The organism is Collinsella aerofaciens (assembly GCF_009876115.1).
GTDB lineage: Bacteria > Actinomycetota > Coriobacteriia > Coriobacteriales > Coriobacteriaceae > Collinsella > Collinsella aerofaciens_N.
The window spans coordinates 52,088-71,181 of sequence record NZ_WWSY01000021.1 but is presented as its reverse complement, the minus strand read 5'-3'; the positions used below and the strand labels follow the sequence as shown (position 1 = coordinate 71,181).

The 19,094-nt window shown below is 63.1% G+C and carries 15 protein-coding genes and 1 tRNA gene; 9 read left to right on the top strand and 7 right to left on the bottom strand.

The features are described 5' to 3' along the window. Positions 1-124 precede the first annotated feature (124 nt). The 5 genes from gltA to glmU form a co-directional block, all read right to left on the bottom strand. The gene (gene gltA, locus GT571_RS09175) at positions 125-1,534 is read right to left on the bottom strand and encodes an NADPH-dependent glutamate synthase (protein ID WP_022094914.1); all 1,410 of its coding nucleotides are present in this window, start codon (positions 1,532-1,534) and stop codon (positions 125-127) included. Next, the gene (locus GT571_RS09170; RefSeq protein ID WP_006235793.1) at positions 1,525-2,364 is read right to left on the bottom strand and encodes a sulfide/dihydroorotate dehydrogenase-like FAD/NAD-binding protein; all 840 of its coding nucleotides are present in this window, start codon (positions 2,362-2,364) and stop codon (positions 1,525-1,527) included. Before GT571_RS09170 ends, gltA begins: the two co-directional genes overlap by 10 nt. Positions 2,365-2,737: 373 nt before the next feature. After that, a complete protein-coding gene (gene pth, locus GT571_RS09165; RefSeq protein ID WP_192934689.1) occupies positions 2,738-3,367 on the bottom strand; it encodes an aminoacyl-tRNA hydrolase in 630 nt (209 codons plus the stop codon). 224 nt (positions 3,368-3,591) lie between these two features. Then, positions 3,592-4,578, bottom strand: a complete 987-nt coding sequence (locus GT571_RS09160; protein ID WP_022094252.1) for a ribose-phosphate diphosphokinase — start codon at positions 4,576-4,578, stop codon at positions 3,592-3,594. Positions 4,579-4,768: 190 nt separating this feature from the next. Continuing rightward, complete coding sequence (glmU, locus tag GT571_RS09155) at positions 4,769-6,181, bottom strand: bifunctional UDP-N-acetylglucosamine diphosphorylase/glucosamine-1-phosphate N-acetyltransferase GlmU (RefSeq protein ID WP_161156819.1); 1,413 nt, start codon at positions 6,179-6,181, stop codon at positions 4,769-4,771. 199 nt (positions 6,182-6,380) lie between these two features. Between glmU and GT571_RS09150 the strand changes: the two genes are divergently transcribed. Genes GT571_RS09150 through GT571_RS09140 form a run of 3 tightly spaced genes read left to right on the top strand, consistent with a single transcriptional unit; the run spans position 6,381 to position 9,629 of the window. Then, a complete protein-coding gene (locus GT571_RS09150; RefSeq protein ID WP_338400664.1) occupies positions 6,381-7,268 on the top strand; it encodes an energy-coupling factor transporter transmembrane component T in 888 nt (295 codons plus the stop codon). Beyond that, positions 7,268-8,911, top strand: a complete 1,644-nt coding sequence (locus GT571_RS09145; protein WP_161156817.1) for an ABC transporter ATP-binding protein — start codon at positions 7,268-7,270, stop codon at positions 8,909-8,911. Before GT571_RS09150 ends, GT571_RS09145 begins: the two co-directional genes overlap by 1 nt. A 4-nt stretch (positions 8,912-8,915) precedes the next feature. Then, a complete protein-coding gene (locus GT571_RS09140; protein ID WP_161156815.1) occupies positions 8,916-9,629 on the top strand; it encodes a DUF6580 family putative transport protein in 714 nt (237 codons plus the stop codon). A 536-nt stretch (positions 9,630-10,165) separates the two neighbouring features. Here GT571_RS09140 and GT571_RS09135 read toward each other — a convergent pair. Beyond that, positions 10,166-10,984 carry an exodeoxyribonuclease III gene (locus GT571_RS09135; protein ID WP_161156813.1) on the bottom strand — a complete coding sequence of 273 codons (819 nt, stop codon included), beginning with the start codon at positions 10,982-10,984 and terminating at the stop codon, positions 10,166-10,168. Between the two features lie 114 nt (positions 10,985-11,098). Between GT571_RS09135 and GT571_RS09130 the strand changes: the two genes are divergently transcribed. The 3 genes from GT571_RS09130 to GT571_RS09120 all read left to right on the top strand — a co-directional run bounded on the left by GT571_RS09130 (position 11,099) and on the right by GT571_RS09120 (position 14,379). Further along, positions 11,099-11,851, top strand: coding sequence for an NAD-dependent protein deacylase (locus GT571_RS09130; protein ID WP_161156812.1), 753 nt, complete (start codon positions 11,099-11,101; stop codon positions 11,849-11,851). 95 nt (positions 11,852-11,946) lie between these two features. Further along, entirely contained in the window at positions 11,947-13,677 is a 1,731-nt protein-coding gene (gene folP / locus GT571_RS09125) for a dihydropteroate synthase (RefSeq protein ID WP_161156810.1), read from the top strand. Then, positions 13,678-14,379, top strand: a complete 702-nt coding sequence (locus tag GT571_RS09120; protein ID WP_161156808.1) for a hypothetical protein — start codon at positions 13,678-13,680, stop codon at positions 14,377-14,379. A 20-nt stretch (positions 14,380-14,399) separates the two neighbouring features. Here the strand turns inward: GT571_RS09120 and GT571_RS09115 are convergent, their stop codons facing one another. Continuing rightward, positions 14,400-15,173 (bottom strand): type III pantothenate kinase, encoded by a 774-nt coding sequence (locus GT571_RS09115; protein ID WP_161156806.1) that lies wholly within the window; start codon positions 15,171-15,173, stop codon positions 14,400-14,402. Positions 15,174-15,370: 197 nt separating this feature from the next. On the opposite strand from GT571_RS09115, the gene GT571_RS09110 reads away from it, so the two are divergent. The 3 genes from GT571_RS09110 to GT571_RS09100 all read left to right on the top strand — a co-directional run bounded on the left by GT571_RS09110 (position 15,371) and on the right by GT571_RS09100 (position 18,931). Next, positions 15,371-15,447, top strand: a tRNA-Met gene (locus GT571_RS09110). A 608-nt stretch (positions 15,448-16,055) separates the two neighbouring features. Then, on the top strand, positions 16,056-18,086 hold the full coding sequence (bilR, locus tag GT571_RS09105) for a bilirubin reductase, long form (protein ID WP_240136256.1): 2,031 nt from the start codon (positions 16,056-16,058) through the stop codon (positions 18,084-18,086). A 449-nt stretch (positions 18,087-18,535) separates the two neighbouring features. Further along, a complete protein-coding gene (locus GT571_RS09100; protein ID WP_161156802.1) occupies positions 18,536-18,931 on the top strand; it encodes a helix-turn-helix domain-containing protein in 396 nt (131 codons plus the stop codon). The last annotated feature ends 163 nt before the right edge of the window (positions 18,932-19,094 follow it).

Below are 19,094 nucleotides of genomic sequence, written 5' to 3'. Positions count from 1 at the left end.
ATGTCGTGCTTCACCCTCAAGTCGACACGCATAAAAAGCCTCCCATTTCTCGTGTCCAAGAAATGGGAGGCAGTTCATGTGCTCGACGGGGACTTTGCCGTTTGGTGGCTAGCGCTGTAGGTGATTACTCGCCCAGCAGGCTCTTGGTGATGGAAGCGGCGGCCTTCTTGCCAGCGCCCATCGCCAGAATGACCGTAGCGGCACCGGTGACGATGTCGCCGCCGGCCCAGATGCGGGGATCGGTGGTCTGGCCGGTCTCCTCGTCAGCGACGATGTAGCCCCACTTGTTGAGCTCCATCTTGCCGCCGATTTTCTTTGCGAAGGGGTTGGCGTTGGTGCCGATAGCCGAGATCGCGACGTCGCAGGGAATCTCCTCGATGGCGCCCTCGATGGGCACCGGGCGACGACGGCCGGACTCGTCAGGCTCGCCGAGCTCCATCTTCTGGACCTTGACGGCGCACACGGAGCCGTCCTCGCCAGCGACGAACTCGAGCGGGGAGACGAGCGGCAGAACCTCGACGCCCTCGGCCTTAGCATGGTGCAGCTCGGCCCGACGGCAGGGCATCTCGTCCTCGGTACGACGGTAGGCGATGATGGCGTGCTCGGCGCCCAGGCGCTTGGCGGTACGGACGGCGTCCATAGCCACGTTGCCGCCGCCAAAGACGACGACGTTCTTGCCGTGCTTGGTGGGGGTGTCGTACTCGGGGAACTTGTTGGCCTTCATCAGGTTCACGCGGGTGAGGTACTCGTTAGCGAAGAAGACGTTGGGCAGGTTCTCGCCGGGGACGTTGAGGAACTTGGGCAGGCCAGCGCCGGTCGCCACGTAGATGGCGTCGAAGCCCTGCTCGAACAGCTCCTCGGCCGTGGCCATGTTGCCCACGACGGAGTTGTACTCAAACTTGACGCCCATGTCCTCCAGGCCGTCAATCTCGCGCTTGACGACTGCCTTGGGCAGACGGAACTCGGGGATGCCGTAGACCAGCACGCCGCCGCCGGTGAAGAAGGCCTCGAAGACGGTGACGTCAAAGCCGTTACGGGCGAGCTCGCCGGCGCAGGTGATGCCGGACGGGCCGGAGCCGACGACGGCGACCTTCTTGCCGTTCTTGGGGGCCATCTTGGGCGTGGAGGCGAGCTCGGGGCGGTCACCTAGGAAGCGCTCGAGCTGACCGATGGCCACGGGCTCGGACTTCTTGCCACGGATGCACTTGCCCTCGCACTGGTTCTCCTGCGGGCAGACGCGACCGCAGATAGCGGGAAGCATAGAGTCCTCGCGGATGGTATCGAGAGCGCCGCCGAAGTCCTTCGCGCGGATCTGCTCGATAAAGCGGGGGATGTTGATGTTGACGGGGCAGCCCTCAACACAGAACGGCTTTTTGCAGTTGAGGCAGCGCTCGGCCTCGGCCAGCGCCATCTCCTCGGTGAAGCCCTTGTCGACGGGGCGGAAGTCGCAGGCGCGCTCGGCAGCCGGCTCCTCGTTATCGGGGGTGCGGGGCGACTTCATATCGGCAACGAAACGACCGTTAACTAGTGGCATGCGCAGCTCTTTTCCTCATAGGCCTTGAGGGACTCGCCCTCTTCGGAACGGTAAGCGGCCTGGCGGGCACGAAGGTCATCCCAGTCGACCAGGGTGGCATCGAAGTCGGGGCCGTCGACGCAAGCGAACTTGGTCACGCCGCCCACCTCGACGCGGCAGCAGCCGCACATGCCGGTGCCGTCAACCATGATGGGGTTGAGCGACGCGGTGATGGGGGTGTCGTACTTCTGGGCGGTGAGGGTCGAGAACTTCATCATCGGAACGGGGCCGACGCAGAAGACCTGGCTCACGGCCTTGTCCTGCAGCAGGCGCTCCAGCGGAGCGGTGACAACGCCCTGCTCGCCGTAGGAGCCGTCGTCGGTGGTGATGTGGATGTGGTCCTCGTCGAGGAGCTCGCGGAACTGGTCCTCCATGAGCAGGAGGTCCTTGGTGCGGGCGCCCATGATGGCGTGTACCTCGTGACCGGTCTCGACCAGGTGCTTGGCGACCGGGAAGGCAATTGCCAGGCCGACGCCGCCGCCAATGACGGCGCAGGGGCCCTCGGCCATCTCGGTAGGAACGCCCAGCGGGCCCACGACGTCGCGCAGCGACTCGCCGGCCTCGTAGGTGGACAGCATCTCGGTGGTCTTGCCGATCACCATGAAGATGAACTCGACCCAGCCCTCGTCGCCGTTCCAGCCAGCTAGGGTAAACGGGACGCGCTCGCCCGTCTCGTTGGCGCGAACCATGAGGAACTGTCCAGCGTGCGCATGTTTGGCGATTGCAGGCGCCTCGATGCGGAACTTGAACACCTTCTCCGAGAACTGCGTCTTCTCCAGGATCTTATACATAGAACCCCTCTCTTGTTAGGGCTGCCGAACCGTGCCTCCACGGAAATGGACGGTAGCCCGAATAAAACCGTACGCGCACAGGCGTTGTGCAGACATACGATGCAAATTATACCCTCATGGCAATGTCGCTTACGTGTTTCTTTGGCAGGTGGGAAAAGGGTTTCTCCGCTCCGGCCTACCAAAAGGGACGGGTTTCTCATGGTCGGTTTTATCAGGCAAAACAGCGAAGGAGGTCGGCCTTGCGCATAGGTGAGGCCGACCTCCTTTGGAGCGTTGCATATGTATGGCGGCACAGGGTTTATTGCGTCGCGGCCGCTGCGGCGTTTCCGCAGATAAAACCTGCCAAAATAAACCTGTCCCTTTTTGGTGGGTTTTAGTGCTTGCCGTTGGCAGAGGCGGAGCCGTTGACATGGTCGCGGGCATAGATCGCGCCGTGCACGATTGCCAGGCCGGCGGCATCCGCGGCGCGGGCGCAGGTGTCCTGGAAGTCCTCGGCCTCGCGGGCGCGCAGCTGCTTGAGCACGTAGTCGGCGACGGCCATCTTGCCGGGAGGGTTGCCGATGCCGGTGCGGATGCGGCTGAAGTCGCGACTGCCCATCTTGTCGATGATGGAGCGCAGGCCGTTGTGGCCAGCGTGGCCGCCGCCCACCTTAACACGTACGTCGCCGGCGGGAATGTCGAGTTCATCGTGGATCACGAGCAGCTCCTCGGCCTTGATCTTGTACTCGCGGCAGAGCTTGGAGATGGGGCCACCCGAGGTATTCATATACGACTGCGGCTTGACCAGCACGATCTGGCGCTTGCCGCCCTCTTCCTCGGCATCGTTGATATTGATGAGCGCGACCTCGGCGCCTGCCTGGTTTTTCCAGTACGTGACACCGGCCTGACGGGCCAACTCGTCGATTGCCTTAAAGCCTGCGTTGTGGCGGGTCTCGGCATATTCCTCGCCAGGGTTGCCAAGTCCGGCAACCATGCGAATCTTAAGCGGCTGTGCAGCTGCCATAGGTTTCCTTTCGTTACATAAGTAGTTCGTTCAACGACAAAGGCTACCACGCTCGCCGAAGGCGAGACTTCGTTTCAGCGAAATCCCACCAGACAAAAGCGTGGCCGCGGCAGAGCGAGCCGTCGGAACAGAAGAAACCCCCGCGCGACCTTTGCGAAGCAAGGGGGAGCGCGGGGGTTTCTTCTGTTCCGACGGCGATGCGCCGGGTTGCAAGGACGATGCGACTACAGCGCGAAGTCGCCGCCGACGAGCGTGGAGACGGGCTCCTCGTGGTAAACGGCGGAGATGGCCTGAGCGAACTCCTCGGCGACCGAGATGGTCTTGATCTTGCCGCCGACCTCGACGGGAATGGCGTCGGTGACGAGGCACTCGACGATCGGGGCGTCGTTCAGACGCTCGATGGCCGGACCGGAGAAGATGCCGTGGGTGGCGCAGACGTAGATGTCGCCAGCGCCCATAGCCTTGAGCTCCTTGACGTTGGCGCACAGGGTGCCAGCGGTGTCGATCATGTCGTCGTTGATGATGCAGGTCTTGCCCTTGATGTCACCGATTATGCCCATGACCTCGGCGGCGTTGTGGCGCGGACGGCCCTTGTGGGCGATGGCCAGGTCGCAGCCGAGCATGTCGGACAGCTTTTTGGCGGCCTTGGCGCGACCCACGTCGGGGGAGACGACAACCAGGTTGTCGGTGTCGAAGTGCATGTCGTTGTAGTACTGGCCAAACAGCGGCAGTGCGGACAGGTGGTTGACCGGGATATCGAAGAAGCCCTGGATCTGGCCTTGGTGCAGGTCGAGGGTGATGATGCGGTTGACGCCGGCGCGCTCGAGCAGGTTGGCGACGAGGCGGGCGGTGATGGGCTCACGCGGGCCGGCCTTGCGGTCCTGGCGGGCATAGCCGTAGTGGGTGATAACGGCGGTGATGGAGCGGGCGGATGCGCGCTTGGCAGCGTCGGTGGCGATGAGCAGCTCCATGAGCATGTCGTTGACGTTGCCGCCGGCCACGGACTGAATCAGGAAGACGTCGGCGCCGCGGACGGTCTCGTCGTAGCGGGCGTAAATCTCACCATTGGCGAACTGCTTTAGCGTAAGGCCCGAAAGCTCGACCCCAAGGTACTCAGCAATCTTCTGAGCGAGGGGACGGTTGGAGGAACCGGAATACACGCGGATGGACTTGCGCATATTCTCCGACTTCTCGGGATCATTAATCGGCATTACCCTTCTCCTTTATATCGAATGCCATATAGATGCCTTGTTGCATTGTAACCGCGCGGCGGGGTTTATCGAGTCTTGATAACGTCTTTACCGCCAACGGACACGAACCGACCACTCATCCGGTTGCGCAGGTCACAATAGAAAAAGGAGCCGCCCCCATGGAACAGCTCCTTTTGTGCTTGGTAAAACGTTATACCTCGTCGCTCTCGTGCAGACGGCGGCGATAATCGGCGGCCCAGCCCTCAATATTTACCTGACGGGCGCGACCCAGACCGAGTGCGTCGGCCGGGACCGGCTCGGTGATGACGGAGCCGGCGGCCACGAGTGCGCCGTCGCCAATCTGGGCGGGCGCGACCATCATGGTGTCGGAACCGATGAAGGCATTTTTGCCGATGACGGTCTTGTGCTTGTGGACGCCGTCGTAGTTGCAGGTGATGGAGCCCGCGCCCACGTTGACGCCGGAGCCCATGGTGGTGTCGCCGATGTAGGACAGGTGCGGCACCTTGGAGCCCTCGCCGATCGTGGACTTCTTGATCTCCACGTGCGTGCCGGCCTTGGAGCCGTCGAGCATGTGGGTGCCCGGGCGCAGGTAGGCGCGCGGGCCGCAGTCGACGCCGTTCTCGATGACGGCCTCGATGGCGATGGTCTCATCGATGGTGCAGCCGCTGCCGACGGTAGTGTCGGTGAGGCGGCTGTTGGGGCCGAGCTGGCACTCCTCGCCCACGGTGACGTGGCCGATCAGGTGCGTCTGCGGCCACACGACGGTGTCGCGGCCGATGGTGGCGTCGGGACCGATCCAGGCCTGCGTGGGGTCGATGAACGTGACGCCCTCGGCCATCCAGTGCTCGTTGATGCGGTCGCGCGCGATAGCGGTGAGCTGCGCGAGCTGGATGCGGCTGTTGACGCCCAGGCCGTCGCGGTAGTCGTCGCAGTGGAAGATGGAGACCGCCTGGCCGTGGCCCTTGAGGATCTCGAGCATGTCGGGCAGGTAGTACTCGGACTGCGCGTTGTCGTTGCCGATCTCGTTAATGTGGGCGGCGAGCTGCGCGCCGTCGAAGGCGTAGCAGCCGGCGTTGCACTCCAGCAGCGTGGCGGCCTGCTCGGGCGTGCAGTCCTTCTGCTCGATGATGCGCTCGATCTGACCGTCGGCGCCCAGCTTGATGCGGCCGTAGCCGAAAGGATCGGGCGGGGTCATGGTCATGACGGTGCAGGCGAGCTCGCCGGTGGCGACGGTCTGCGCGAACTTGGCGACGGTGTCGGCGGTGATGAGCGGCAAGTCGCCGTTGAGCACGACGACCGGGCCTTGCGTGATGCCGCAGGCCTCGAGTGCGACCTTCACGGCGTGGCCGGTGCCCAGGCGCTCGGTCTGCTCAACGCACTCGACCTTGGTGGCGCTGTTGGCGTAGGCGCCGTCGATGAGGGCGCGCATCTCGTCGGCGTGGCTGCCGATGACAACCACGACGCGGCTGCAGCCGGCCTTGATGGTAGCGTCGACGATCCACTGGACCATGGGCTTACCCAGGATCTTGTGCGAAACCTTGCAGTGGTTCGACTTCATGCGGGTGCCCTCGCCGGCAGCGAGGATAATTGCGGTTGCGTCCATGTGATCTCCTGTTACGTTATAGAGACGTGTGTTTGGAAACGATACACGGCGCAATATGATACCGCAGGCATATGATGAGCGCGTAACGATTGGTTTGCGTCGGTTGAGGCTTGCGCCGCCGGCGTGGCATTTGCACTGCTTGCGGGCGGCGTTGGCGGTGCTGCGGAGCTGTCGTTTGAGCGAGGGGACGGGGGTGCCCGTGGACAACATACGAGAGGAGTTTGGCGGCGAGCCCGTCGCGGCATTCTCGATGTCGCATCCGGCTGTGCCGGCGCTCTATATTGTGCTGACGCTGGGGCTCACCATGTTCTCGATGCAGCCGGTGCTGATTGCGCTGTCACTTGCGGGCGGGCTGGCGTACGGGCTTGCGACGCGCGGTGCTGCGCGCACGTTGGGGGCGCTTCGCTGGCAGCTGCCGGTGATTTTGATTATCGCGGTGCTCAATCCGCTGTTTAGTGCATCGGGCTCGACGGAGCTGTTCCGTATTAGTATGCGCGCGGTGTATCTGGAGAGCATGGTATACGGCCTGTGCATGGGCGGGCTGTTTGTGGCGAGCGTGCTGTGGTTTGAGGCCGCGGCGTCGATGCTCGAATACGACAAGGTGCTCGCGCTGCTGGGTAATGCCGCACCGGTGATTGCGCTCATGATCTCGATGTGCATGAGGCTTATCCCGCAGTTTTTGCGCCGCGGCCGCACGGTGCTGGCGGTGCAAGATGCGATTGACATGCCGGGCCGCGCGCCGGCCGACCCCGTGCGCTCGCGCCTGCGGGCATCGAGCGTGTTGATGGGCTGGGGTATGGAAGATTCGCTGGAGCGCGCGGACGCGATGCGCTCGCGCGGGTGGGGTGCCGCGACGCGTCGTACGACGTATGCGCGGTATCGGCTGGGGCGCAGCGACGTTGCCGCGCTGGTTGGGCTTGCGCTGTTTGGTGCCGCCGCGGTGGCGGTGGCATGGACCGCGACAACGCAGTATTCGTTTTATCCGCAGCTCTCGGTGCCGGCGCCGTGGCTGGGCTATGTCGTGTACGCTGCCTGGATGATGCTGCCTTGCGCGTCGCACGCGATTGATGAGAAGAGGTTTGGCTGATGGCTCGGTTGGATAGGGGCCCGGTGTCGGGCGCGGCGTGCGGCCCGGATATTCCGGCGATTGAGGTGCAGGGCCTTAGTTTTGCCTATCCCGGGGCCGGGGCACCGGTGCTTGAGGGGCTTGATTGGCGTGTTCCCCAAGGTGCATTTGCGCTGCTTGTTGGCGGTACCGGTTCGGGCAAGTCGACGCTGCTGTCGCTGCTCAAGCCCGAGATCGCGCCGGCGGGCGAGCGCACTGGTGATGCGCGCGTGCTGGGCGAGAACGTTGCCGACATGGACGTGCGGGCATCGGCGGAGCGCGTGGGCTATGTGTTCCAGGATCCCGAGAACCAGATCGTGTGCGAAACCGTGTGGCACGAGATGGCGTTTGGCCTGGAAAACTTGGGGCTAGCACGTGATGAGATGCGCCGTCGCGTAGCTGAGACCAGCTATTTCTTTGGTCTGGAGGACTGGCTTCATCGCGATACCGATACGCTTTCGGGCGGCCGCAAGCAGCTGCTGTCGCTTGCCGCCGTCCTGGCGCTGCGTCCGCGTGTGCTGCTACTCGACGAGCCCACGTCTCAGCTCGATCCCGTTGCCGAGAAGAATTTTCTGCACGCGCTGTTTCGCGTGAACCGTGAGTTGGGCTGCACGGTTGTTGTGGCTACGCATCAACCGCGCCCAATGCTCGAGTATGCGACGTGTGCGTACCGGATTGAGGACGGTCGCGTGCGCGAGGTGGCGGATATGGCTTCTTTGGGACGCCGAGAATCGTTGTTTTCCGACGACATGTTGGGGTGGGGTGCCGTCCGATGTGCAAAAAACGGAGTATTCAGCAGGCGTGAGGACAATTTGGGCTCTCTGGAGCCGCCCGGGGACGTATCGAGCGCGAAAAAAAGTTCGGAATTGGACAAATCGTCCGAATTTGTGGCGCAAACGTCGCTCGAGAACGGCTCGGAAGCCTTCCCGCGCACGGATGGGAGCAGAATACTCCAAAAAATGCACGGCGGGTCGGCTACCACCCTGGCAGGGAGCTGGTTTCGCTACGATCGCGCGGGCGGCTGGGTGCTGCGCGGGCTCGACGTGGCTTTTTCGGCCGGTGCGGTGCATGCGGTCGTGGGCGGCAACGGATGCGGTAAGTCGACGATGCTCTCGGTGCTGGCGAAGACCGCCAAGCTGCAGCGCGGCCGCATGGTGCGCGGAGCGGCCTCGGCGGCGCTGCTGCCTCAGAACCCCAAAGCATTGCTGGTTGCCGAGACGGTTCACGATGAGCTGATGGAATGGGCCTCGACCTGCGGATATGACGAGAACTTGGCGCGGGAGCGTGCGGCGAGCTTGGGGCTGTCGGGTCTGGATGGGCGCCATCCGTACGATCTTTCGGGCGGGCAGCGTCAACTGCTTGCATTGGCAAAACTGCTGCTAATCGGCCCCGAACTGCTATTGCTCGATGAGCCCACCAAGGGTCTAGACCTGTTCAGCCGCCGCATCATCGCCCGCGCCCTGCGTGACCATGCGAAGGTTGGTGGCACCGTCATCATGGCCACGCACGATCTGGATTTTGCCGAGCAGGTTGCCGATGACGTTGCCATGATGTTTGACGGTGAGATTGCCTGCATGGAGCCGCCGGCCGACTTCTTTGCCGACAACGTGTTTTATAGGGCGTGATGGGATGGCGGATTATCGCATCGTGCGCCTACTCGCAAAACTGGAGATACCGCTGCTGCTGGCGGTGCCAGCCGTGATGGCTGCGGCGTTGCTGGCGGGCGTTGAGCAGGCGGCGCTTGCCATGCTTGTCGTGGTGGCGTTGGTGCTTGTGCTGTTCTTTGCGGGTTACGAGGCGTCGCGCCCGGGCCTGCGCCAGATTATGCCCACGCTGGTGTTGGCGGCGTTGGCCGCGGCGGGGCGCATCTTGTTTGGCCCCATTCCCGACTTTAAACCGGTGAGCGCCATCGCCATTATCGCGGGGGCGACGCTTGGTCGCCGCAATGGTTTTATGGTTGGCGCGTTGGCAGCGCTGACCAGCAATTTCTTTTTTGGGCAGGGCATGTGGACGCCATGGCAGATGTATGCCTGGGGTCTGGTGGGCTATATCGGTGGCGCACTGGCGCATGCGGGCGCGTTTGACCGCGCCGATGGCACCGTGCGAATGCCGTCACTGTTGGCGTATGGCTTTGCGTCGGGCCTGCTCTATGGCGTCGTGATCAACGCGTATGACATCATTGGTTTTGTACAGCCGCTTACTTGGGCGGGTGCCGTGGCGCGTCTTGCCACGGCAGTGCCGTTCGATATTACGCACGGCCTTGCGACCTGCGTGTTTTTGGCCGCCTTGTACAAGCCTTGGTGCCGTCGCATTAACCGTGCCGTCGTGAAATACGGGCTGTAGGGCTGGTTGCGCCGGGGCGGGAATCAATACTGCCGAAGTGCCATTTCAAAACTATGCCGGTTTACGGGGCTAGATTGGCGCGGGTCGACCATACCAGCATTTTTCGAAATAGGGCACACCGTCTACCTGCGGTTTTATTATCTCGGAATTGCATATGGTTGGGGGTTCGCGATTCAGCCCCGTAAACCGGCATAGTTTTGAAATGGCCGGCTGATATGACGGGCATCGTGGCCCTCAGAGAGCCAAATTGATCCATTTTCTTCCGTCCCCAGATGTCCCCAGGGAATCAGTTGACGGCGCTTGCCACGAAACTGGCCCATCTACTACGTTTAGCTTGATACCCCCGACCATGACCACGTTTTATGAAAAACCGCAGGCTTTCTACCTGCGGTTTTCTTTTGGCGTTGTTCGCTGTGGTTGAGGGTGGTGGCTTAAACGTAGTAGATGGGCGTGTTTCGTGGCGGATGGGTCACGCGGATACCCTCACGAGGCCCAAAATGATCCGTTTTCCTCCGTCCCCAGGGGATCAGTTGGGGCTAGAGCTCTAGCGTGAGGGTGACGGGGCAGTGGTCGCTGCCAAAGATGTCGCTGCGGATGCCGGTGTCGCGTACGTTGTCGGCGATTGCGTCGCTTACCAGGAAGTAGTCGATGCGCCAGCCGGCGTTGTTCTTGCGGGCATTAAAGCGATAGCTCCACCAGCTGTAGACGCCCTCGACGTCGGGGTTTGCCGCGCGCCAGGTATCGGTAAAACCGGCGTCGAGCAGCTCGGTAAACTTGCCGCGCTCTTCGTCCGAAAAGCCCGCGTTGCCGCGGTTGGACTTGGGGTTCTTAAGGTCGATCTCCTCGTGCGCCACGTTAAAGTCGCCGCAGGTCACGACGGGTTTGCCGGTCTCGCGCTCGAGTGCGTTCAAAAAGCCGCGGTAAGCATCGTCCCAGGCCATGCGCACATCGATGCGCGCGAGCTCATTTTGGGCGTTGGGCGTATAGACGTCGACAAACCAGAATTTGTCGAACTCCAGCGCGCAGACACGGCCCTCGGTCGCGGCTTGGGCAACGAGCTCAGCTGCCTCACCCTCGCCGGCGTAGGGCAGCAGCGCATCGGCGTGCAGCACGCGCAGCGGTTCCTGGCGGCTAAAGACCGCAGTGCCCGAATAGCCTTTACGCTCGGCGTAGCTCCAGGTTTGGTGATAGCCGGGCAGGTCAATATCGACCTGGCCTTCTTGCAGCTTGGTCTCTTGCAGCGCCAGGATATCGACGTCGAGTTCTTGCGTGATCTGGATAAAGCTCGGGTCCTTTTTGAGCACGGCGCGCAGGCCGTTGACGTTCCACGAGGCGAAAGTGTAAGTCTGAGGCATGGTGTCCTTTCGACGGGGTTGGCAGGCTTAAGATTAGCGCAACAGAGGCGGGGCGGGCCCCGCGGACGACGGCGCAATCGCAGTCGCCCCGACCAACATGGACGGAGGACTCATATGACGCAGGCAATATCGGACCCCAAGCAGGCCTCCGCCGCACTGGCGGAGCTGTTCGGTACCCACAAGCGTGTGGTGTTCTTTGGCGGCGCGGGTGTTTCCACGGCGAGTGGCATTCCCGATTTTCGCAGCGTGGACGGCCTGTATCACCAGCAGTTTGCCTATCCGCCCGAGACCATGCTCTCGCACAGCTTTTACGAGACACATCCGGCGGAGTTCTTCGACTTTTACCGCACCAAGATGATCGCGCTTAACGCTAAGCCCAACCGCTGCCACACCAAGCTGGCCGAGCTGGAGCGAGCTGGCAAGCTCGATGCCGTGGTGACGCAAAACATCGACGGCTTGCATCAGATGGCGGGCTCGCAGCGCGTGTTTGAGCTGCACGGATCGGTCCATCGCAACATTTGCCAGTCGTGCGGCGCGGTCTATAGCGCCGAGTGGATTTGCTCGCGCGAGCACGAGGACGCCGCGGGCGTGCCCGTGTGCCCCGCGTGCGGTGGTCGCATCAAGCCCGATGTGGTGCTCTACGAAGAGCCGCTCGACGAGCGTGTGTTGACTGGTGCCGTTGCCGCCATCGCCGCGGCCGATGCCCTCATTGTGGGCGGGACCTCGCTCGTGGTGTATCCGGCGGCAGGCCTTACGCGTTACTTTACTGGCGATACGCTGGCCATTTGCAATTTGGCGCCTACCGATCAGGATGCAAATGCCGACCTGCTGATTTCTTGCGACATCGCGGCCGCGTTTGCGTTCTAGCCCGTGTGCGCGGATACAATAGAAAGACTGAGTGCAAAGCGACCCCGCCGCCAGCTCCCCAAGCTCGGCGGCGTGGGCATTTTAGGAGGATGTTCATGGCGAACGACAGCAAGACATGGCGGTGCGGAAAGTATGAGCTCAGCTTTGACCGTCCGCGCATCATGGGCGTCCTCAACGTGACGCCCGATTCGTTTAGCGATGGCGGGGAGCACTTCGACCCGGATGCCGCCATCGAGTACGGTCTGGCGATGCTCGACGCCGGCGCCGACATCATCGACGTAGGCGGCGAGTCCACGCGCCCTGGTTTTACCCCGGTCAACCCCGACGAGGAGGCTCGCCGCGTGCTGCCCGTGGTGCGCGCGCTGGCCAAGGAGGGCGCCATCGTCTCGATCGACACGCGCCACGTGGCGGTTGCCAAGGCGGCCGTGCGCTGCGGCGCCTCGATCGTCAACGACGTGACCGGCTTCACCGACCCCAAGATGGTCGAGTTTGTTAAGACGAGCACCTGCGGCGTCATCGTGATGCATGCCGGCGAGGTCGCCGCGCCCGCACGCACGCACGCAACGGTGCAGCTCGATACCTCGGCTGCGGCGTTTGTTGCCGAGAAGGCGCGCGAGGCGGCTGCTGAGGCCGCGCGTGAGGCTGAGAAGCCGGCTCGCCGCCGTCGCGGCAAGTTACTGGGCGAGCCTAAGCCGGAGGCCAAGCTTCCGGGCGGCGTGGTGCAGCCCTCGTTGCCGTTTGGCGAACCTGAGCCCGCGACCGAGCCTGCAAGCGAGCAGGAGACGCCGGCCGCCGAGCAGGCTGCTGCCGCCGAGACCGTCGCGCCCGCGCCCGAGGCCACCGAGGCCGCATCGGAGTCCAATGACCGTCTGGCCGCCATGATGCGCCGAAGCGCCCGCCGCGAGGAGGCCTACGTGCCCACCTCGCAGCTCCGCCGCTTCACCCTGCCCGATTCGGCGCCCATCATGCGCCGCGTCATGGGCTTTCTGTCCGACCAGGCCCGCGCGCTCATCCACGCCGGCGTGTCGCGCGACCGCATCTGCATCGATCCTGGCCCGGGCTTTGGTAAGTCGGCTAACGAGGACATCGTCATCCAGCGCGAGACTGCCAAGATGGCGTCACTGGGCTATCCGCTCATGTGCGCTGTATCGCGCAAGCGCTTTGTGGGCGCCGTCTCGGGCGTGACCGAGGCCGCCGAGCGCGATGCCGCTACGTTTGGCGTGTGCCTGGGCGCCATCCAGGCCGGCGCCAACATCGTGCGCGTGCACGACGCCGCGGGCTTTGCGCAGTTCCTGAACGGCTACTGGGCGGTTGCCAAGCCGCAGCCGCGCCGCGCGTTTGTGGCCGTGGGCTCCAACCTGGGGCATCGCTGTGACAACATCCGCGCCGCACGCGACATGATCGCCGAGATTCCACTCACCTGCGTGTCCAACTCCTCCAAGATCTACGAGAGCGAGCCGGCCTACGAGACGCGCCAGGACGCGTTTGCCAACGCCGTCATCGAGATTAAGACCGAGCTGGCGCCGTTGGTGCTGCTCGACGAGCTCATGAAGATCGAGGCCGAGCTGGGTCGCGACCGCTCCAAAAAGGCCAAGGCCAACGGTCCGCGCACCATCGACTTGGACCTGCTGTGGATGGACGGCGAGACCCACGGCGGCAAAAAGCTGCGCCTGCCGCATCCGCTGATCGGCGAGCGTGACTTTGTGCTGGTGCCGCTCGAGGATCTGATGCACGACCCGGCGCGGTTCTTCCGCTACAACGGCGTCGAGGTCAAGGAGCCCGAGGACCGCGTGGGCCATATCGTGGGCGAATTGGGGCGTATGTAGATGATTGAGATGAATGCTGTAGCCGTCGGTACCGAGCTTGACGCCGCGCGTGACGCGGGCCGCGAGGGCGTGTCCGCGGGCTGGTGCGCGTGGAGCGCGGGCGATGCTTCGCTGACGTTTTCGCTGGTTGTGCGCCCCGATGTGAACATGCACGCCTTCCACGGCCTGCCGTTTGTAGCGGCGATGGGCATGATGGACGCGCTCGTGGGCACGGCGTCGACGCCGGGCCTGGGCCTTGCCGGCAAGGTGGGTATCCAGTGGCCGAGCGATATCGTGTGCGGTGCGCCTGCGTTTGAGACGTCGCTCGCGCGTGTTGCCGTGAACGGCGGTGCCGGTGCTGCGGGCATCTTCGGTGCCGTGACGGTGGATATTGAGCGTTCGGCGCTGAGCGAGCTTGGTGTGGACGTGGCTGACGAAGCGCTGGTCGAGGCATTGGCCGCCGCCGTGCTGGTCCGCGTGGACACCTGGGCAGTTGCCGCCAACACGCCGCAGGGCGCCGCCGGCCCGCTGGCTCCGGTGCTGGGCGAGTACTTTGACATGGTGCCACTGCTGGGTCGTCAGGTCGCGGCGGTGTCGCCCAACGGCCTGCCGCTCGCGGTGGGCGTGTTTGCGGGCCTGGACATCTGGGGTCGCGCGACCATCAAGACCGACGCCGGCGAGCAGGAGTTTCCGCCCGAGGCCGTACGGATTCGCGGTCTGTAGCGTCTCGGCTTCGCCAGAGCCTACGCTAGCTTCTGCATGCGGCGGTAGATTTCGCAGATGCCCTTGATGGTGAGTTGGCCGTCTACCACGTCGAAGGCGTCGGTCGAATCGGCGACGATGCTGGCGAGGCCGCCCGTGGCGATAACGGTGGCATCCTCGCGGCCCAGCTCGCGCTTCATGCGCGCGACCAGGCCCTCGGCCATGGCGGCGGCGCCCATCACGGCGCCCACCTTGATGCACTCCTCGGTATCGCGGCCGATGGCATGCTCGGGCGCCTCGAGCGGCACGCTGGCGAGCTTGGCGGCACGGGCAGCAAGCGCGTCCATGGAGATGCGGATGCCCGGCGCGATCGCTCCGCCAATGTAATAGCCGTCCTCGTCGATGACGTCGATATTGGTTGCGGTGCCAAAGTCCACCACAATCGCCGGCGCGCCGTAGAAGGTCTCTGCCGCAACGGCGTTGGCGACGCGGTCGGCGCCCACGGCCTGGGGACGCGCCGCCCGCAGCTTGGTCACCGCGGCCGTCTGCGGCCCGATGACGATGGCGTCCGCGGCAATGCGGTCGGCCACGGCGTGCCACTCGCGCGAGAGCTGCGGCACCACGCCGGCAAAGGCGATCGCGTCGACCGCATCGAGCGAAAGGCCGTACATCTTAAAGAAACCCATCAGGCGCACATGAATCTCGTCGGCGGTATAAGAGCGGTCGGTGGGCATGCGCCACGACTGCACCAGCTCGTCTCCGTCAAACAGGCCCATGGCCGTCTGCGTATTTCCCATATCGATAGCGAGCAGCATGTCTACTCCCGGTGTTGGCATAAAAGGACGCGCACCATTGTATACGTGCCGTCGACGGCGCTCGGCTGCGATTCGTTTACGGTGATAGGGGCTGAGGGGTTTTAAATATGAAGGAATTATGCTCTACGAGATTTTCCTTGCCGCTTACCGAACTCCCGCGTAATATTCTTTTTTGCGCACATGAGGCGCCCAGACATTGCGGGGTGGAGCAGTCTGGTAGCTCGCCGGGCTCATAACCCGGAGGTCGTAGGTTCAAATCCTGCCCCCGCGACCAAGAACTTGCAGCTCGTCGGCCTGGCCGGCGAGCTTTTTTGTTATTTCGGGACCGTGTTTTCGGTCCAATTCTCAGCCTCTCAAACAAAATCTCGATCTGTAACATCTAGACCCGATTTGGGCGGCTAGGTGTTACAGATCGAGATATACCGGTGGGTTGGATCCCGTTTGTCTCAATCTGTAACATCTGGGGCCCATTTTGCCGAGTAACCGTTACAGATCGAGATCTTTCGGCAGGCTAGATTGGTTTGTCTCGATCTGTAACAGGCAGGGGCCAACAGTGGGTCTAGATGTTACAGATTTAGATTGTTGAGGATGGGTTGAGAGGAATGTCTCGATCTGTAACATCTAGGGTCGTTTTTGGCCTGTAGGTGTTACAGATCGAGATTTTCCGACGGAACGCTCTCGTTTATCTCGATCTGTAACAGTAAGACCCGGTTTTGCTGAGTAACTGTTACAGATCGAGACAAACCGACGGGCCGCCCCGCCCCATCCACCTGCCGCTACCTGCTATCCGCCGATTTCCGTTGTGCTGCTGCACTTCCATGTCATATCCTCTAGACAACTACGCGGCAACATCGCCGCCGCGCCTATAAGAGAGGAATGTCCATGACCGCACCTGCATCCAAGCTGCTCCAGCCCATTACGGTTGGCCCCCTTGAGCTCAAGAACCGCATTATGTTCCCGCCGCTAACCACCGGCTATGAGGAGCGCGACGGCTCCATCGGCGAGCGCAGCCTGGCCTTTTACGAGCGTCTGGCCCGTGGCGGCGTGAGCTACATCGTCATCGGCGACGTTGCTCCCGTTATGACCGCAAGCCCCACGCCCAAGTTGGCGACCGACGCCCAGATCCCCACGTTTAAGGCGCTGGCCGACGCCGTTCACAAGCACGGCGCCAAGGTCGCGCTGCAGCTGTTCCACCCCGAGTACGACGTGCCCGGTGTCGGCCGCATGGTCATGGGTTCCATGGCCGCCGCCAAGGCCGCGCAGGAGGCCAAGGCCGCCGGCGACGAGGAGACCTTCGCCGCCAAGATGGCCGAGTCCAACGAGATCCGCAAGCAGGCATATGCCAAGCTGCACCACGATATGCAGCACTTTGTGAACGAGGCGAGCGTAGAGCAGCTCACCCAGATCAAGGAGGCCATCGCCGCCTCGGCCGCTCGCGCGCAGCAGGCCGGCATTGACGCCATCGAGGTCCACGGCGACCGCTTGGTGGGTTCGCTATGTTCGGCCATCCTCAACAAGCGTACCGACGAGTACGGCGGTTCGTTCGAGAACCGCGTTCGCTATGCGCTCGAGGTCGTCGCCGCCATTAGGGAGGCCGCGCCGCAGCTGATGGTGGAGTACAAACTGCCCGTGATCATGGAGAACCCCGACGGCACGCCGCGCGGCAAGGGCGGCCTGCAGCCCGATGAGGCCTGCGAGTTTGCCAAGCTGCTCGAGGGCGCCGGCATCGACATGATCCAGGTCGCACAGGCAAACCACACCGGCAACATGGGCGACACCATTCCGCCCATGGGCGCCATGCCCTACAACTGGACGCTGCCCGTGGCCGAGCGCGTCAAGGCCCTGGTCTCCGTGCCGGTGGCAACCGTCGGCCGCGTGGTTTCGGTCGAGGCCGGCGAGAAGATTCTGGAAGACGGTTCGGCCGATATCATCGCGTACGGCCGCTCGCTCATGTGCGACCCCGACATTGCGCTGAAGGCCGCCACGGGTGAGCCCATTCGCGAGTGCCTCAATTGCAACAAGGGCTGCGTCGACGCGATTCAAAACCGCAAGTACATCTCGTGCGTGCTCAATGCCGAGAACGGCGACGAGGCGACCATCGCCATCAAGCCGGGCGAGGGCGACAAGAAGGTCGCCGTGGTGGGCGGCGGTATTGCCGGCTTGGAGGCCGCGCGCGTGGCGGCCAAGCGCGGCTACGACGTGACCGTCTATGAGGCGAGCGATCACTTGGGCGGCCAGATTGTGCTGGCAGCCGCGCCCCCGCGCAAGGACGAGATCATGCGTTCGGTCGAGTATTACGAGAAGATTCTGCCCGGCCTGGGCGTGAAGGTCGAGCTCAACCATGCCGCTACGGCCGAGGATCTCAACGCCGCCGACGCCGCGATTGTGGCCGTGGGCGCACACGACGTGGTCATCCCCGTTCCGGGTGCCGACTCGGACAAGGTCGTCTCGAGCTGGGACGTGCTGGCCGGCAAGGTGGAGCTCAGCGGGCGCGTCGCCGTCATTGGCGGTGGCCTGGTGGGCACCGAGACTGCCGAGTACCTGCTGCAGCACGGCTGCGAGGTGGCGATCGTCGAGATGCTCGACAAGATTGCCGCGGGCGAGTCCGAGACCATTCTGCCGCTGATCATGAGCGACTTCGCCGCCCACAACGTGGAACAGCACGTTAAGACCCGCCTGACCGCCATTACCGACGAGGGCGTGGAGGCCGTGCACACCACCGAGGACGGCCCCGAGGAGCCGGTGAAGATCGCCTGCGATTACGTGGTGATGGCCGTGGGATCCAAGGCCAACGCGTTTGACCTGGATGGCGTGACGGTGCCCGTGACCTGCGTGGGCGACTGCTCGGGCGAGCGCACCGCCGACATTGCGAGCGCCATTCGCACGGCGTATCACGCGGCCAACGAGCTGTAGTTGAACATCGCGGCCAGGCAGGGCGGTAGCACGGATCCGCCTCGCCCGGCTGTGTCCCGTCGGGTGTCAACCGGTGCGGGGCCTGCAAGCGCAGCAGGCCCCGCCCTTTTTGTTTTGCTCCGGTGGATGGCAATGCGCGGTAATCATGAGGAGTAAGGACGTCTACTGCCTTGCCGATTACTCAAAATTATTGGGGGAGGGGTTAATAATCATATCAGCTATAGCAAAGGACATAAAGAGGTGTCAATTTTGTTGACAGGCGAATGACGATTGGCTGCGAGCTAGCTACCAGCGTAAATAATCGATAAAGAAATGTCGTAAATTGGTACCAAATGCCCAGATAACGCCGCATCTTTTTTAATTAACTGTTACGCGGGAACAGCAAAATGCTACTATCTAACATGCACGTAAGAAAGCAGGTTAACGGTTAAGGCTAAGAAGTGGCAGGTATGTCGGAAGCAACAAGGACTCGCGCGCATGCGCCCGAGGTTAGGCAGCGCGCTGTCGAGGTCCTCCAAGAGGGGGTCGGTCATCGCGCCCTCGCCGCGGAGCTTGGCATTCCCCAGGCCACGGCTCGTCAGTGGGCCCGCGCGTATGCCGTGGGCGGTGCCGACGCCGTTCTCAATGCCGGTTCGCATCATCACACCTATTCGTACGACGTAAAGCTCGCCGTGGTTAAGGACCGCTTGGAAAACGGCCTGACGGTTCGCGAGGCCATGATCAAGCACAAGATTCCTAGCGAGTCTTCGGTCAAGGCTTGGTGCCGCCAGTATCGCGAGAGCGGTGAGTCCGCACTGGTCGATAAGCCGTGCGGTCGCAAGCCGCGCGTTAAAAAGGCGGAATAGCGAACGGGATGGTGCGCCCACGGGGGCGCATTTTTCTTGCCGCCCCTCTGCTCCAATGCGGGCGTGCCCTTACCCCGTACGCCTAAAACTCCCCAGTTGACCGAAAACCTGCCGCCGCTACTCCTCAATTGAGCTATAACGTTAAACAATTGCAGCGTTTTTG

Excerpts from the sequence above, each read along its gene's own strand:
- gltA (WP_022094914.1), bottom strand. The coding sequence starts at position 1,534 with ATGCCACTAGTTAACGGTCGTTTCGTTGCCGATATGAAGTCGCCCCGC.
- glmU (WP_161156819.1), bottom strand. The coding sequence starts at position 6,181 with ATGGACGCAACCGCAATTATCCTCGCTGCCGGCGAGGGCACCCGCATG.
- GT571_RS09100 (WP_161156802.1), top strand. The coding sequence starts at position 18,536 with ATGTCGGAAGCAACAAGGACTCGCGCGCATGCGCCCGAGGTTAGGCAG.
- bilR (WP_240136256.1), top strand. The coding sequence starts at position 16,056 with ATGACCGCACCTGCATCCAAGCTGCTCCAGCCCATTACGGTTGGCCCC.
- GT571_RS09145 (WP_161156817.1), top strand. The coding sequence starts at position 7,268 with ATGGCTCGGTTGGATAGGGGCCCGGTGTCGGGCGCGGCGTGCGGCCCG.
- GT571_RS09120 (WP_161156808.1), top strand. The coding sequence starts at position 13,678 with ATGATTGAGATGAATGCTGTAGCCGTCGGTACCGAGCTTGACGCCGCG.
- GT571_RS09130 (WP_161156812.1), top strand. The coding sequence starts at position 11,099 with ATGACGCAGGCAATATCGGACCCCAAGCAGGCCTCCGCCGCACTGGCG.
- GT571_RS09160 (WP_022094252.1), bottom strand. The coding sequence starts at position 4,578 with ATGCCGATTAATGATCCCGAGAAGTCGGAGAATATGCGCAAGTCCATC.
- GT571_RS09140 (WP_161156815.1), top strand. The coding sequence starts at position 8,916 with ATGGCGGATTATCGCATCGTGCGCCTACTCGCAAAACTGGAGATACCG.
- GT571_RS09135 (WP_161156813.1), bottom strand. The coding sequence starts at position 10,984 with ATGCCTCAGACTTACACTTTCGCCTCGTGGAACGTCAACGGCCTGCGC.
- pth (WP_192934689.1), bottom strand. The coding sequence starts at position 3,367 with ATGGCAGCTGCACAGCCGCTTAAGATTCGCATGGTTGCCGGACTTGGC.
- GT571_RS09115 (WP_161156806.1), bottom strand. The coding sequence starts at position 15,173 with ATGCTGCTCGCTATCGATATGGGAAATACGCAGACGGCCATGGGCCTG.
- folP (WP_161156810.1), top strand. The coding sequence starts at position 11,947 with ATGGCGAACGACAGCAAGACATGGCGGTGCGGAAAGTATGAGCTCAGC.
- GT571_RS09170 (WP_006235793.1), bottom strand. The coding sequence starts at position 2,364 with ATGTATAAGATCCTGGAGAAGACGCAGTTCTCGGAGAAGGTGTTCAAG.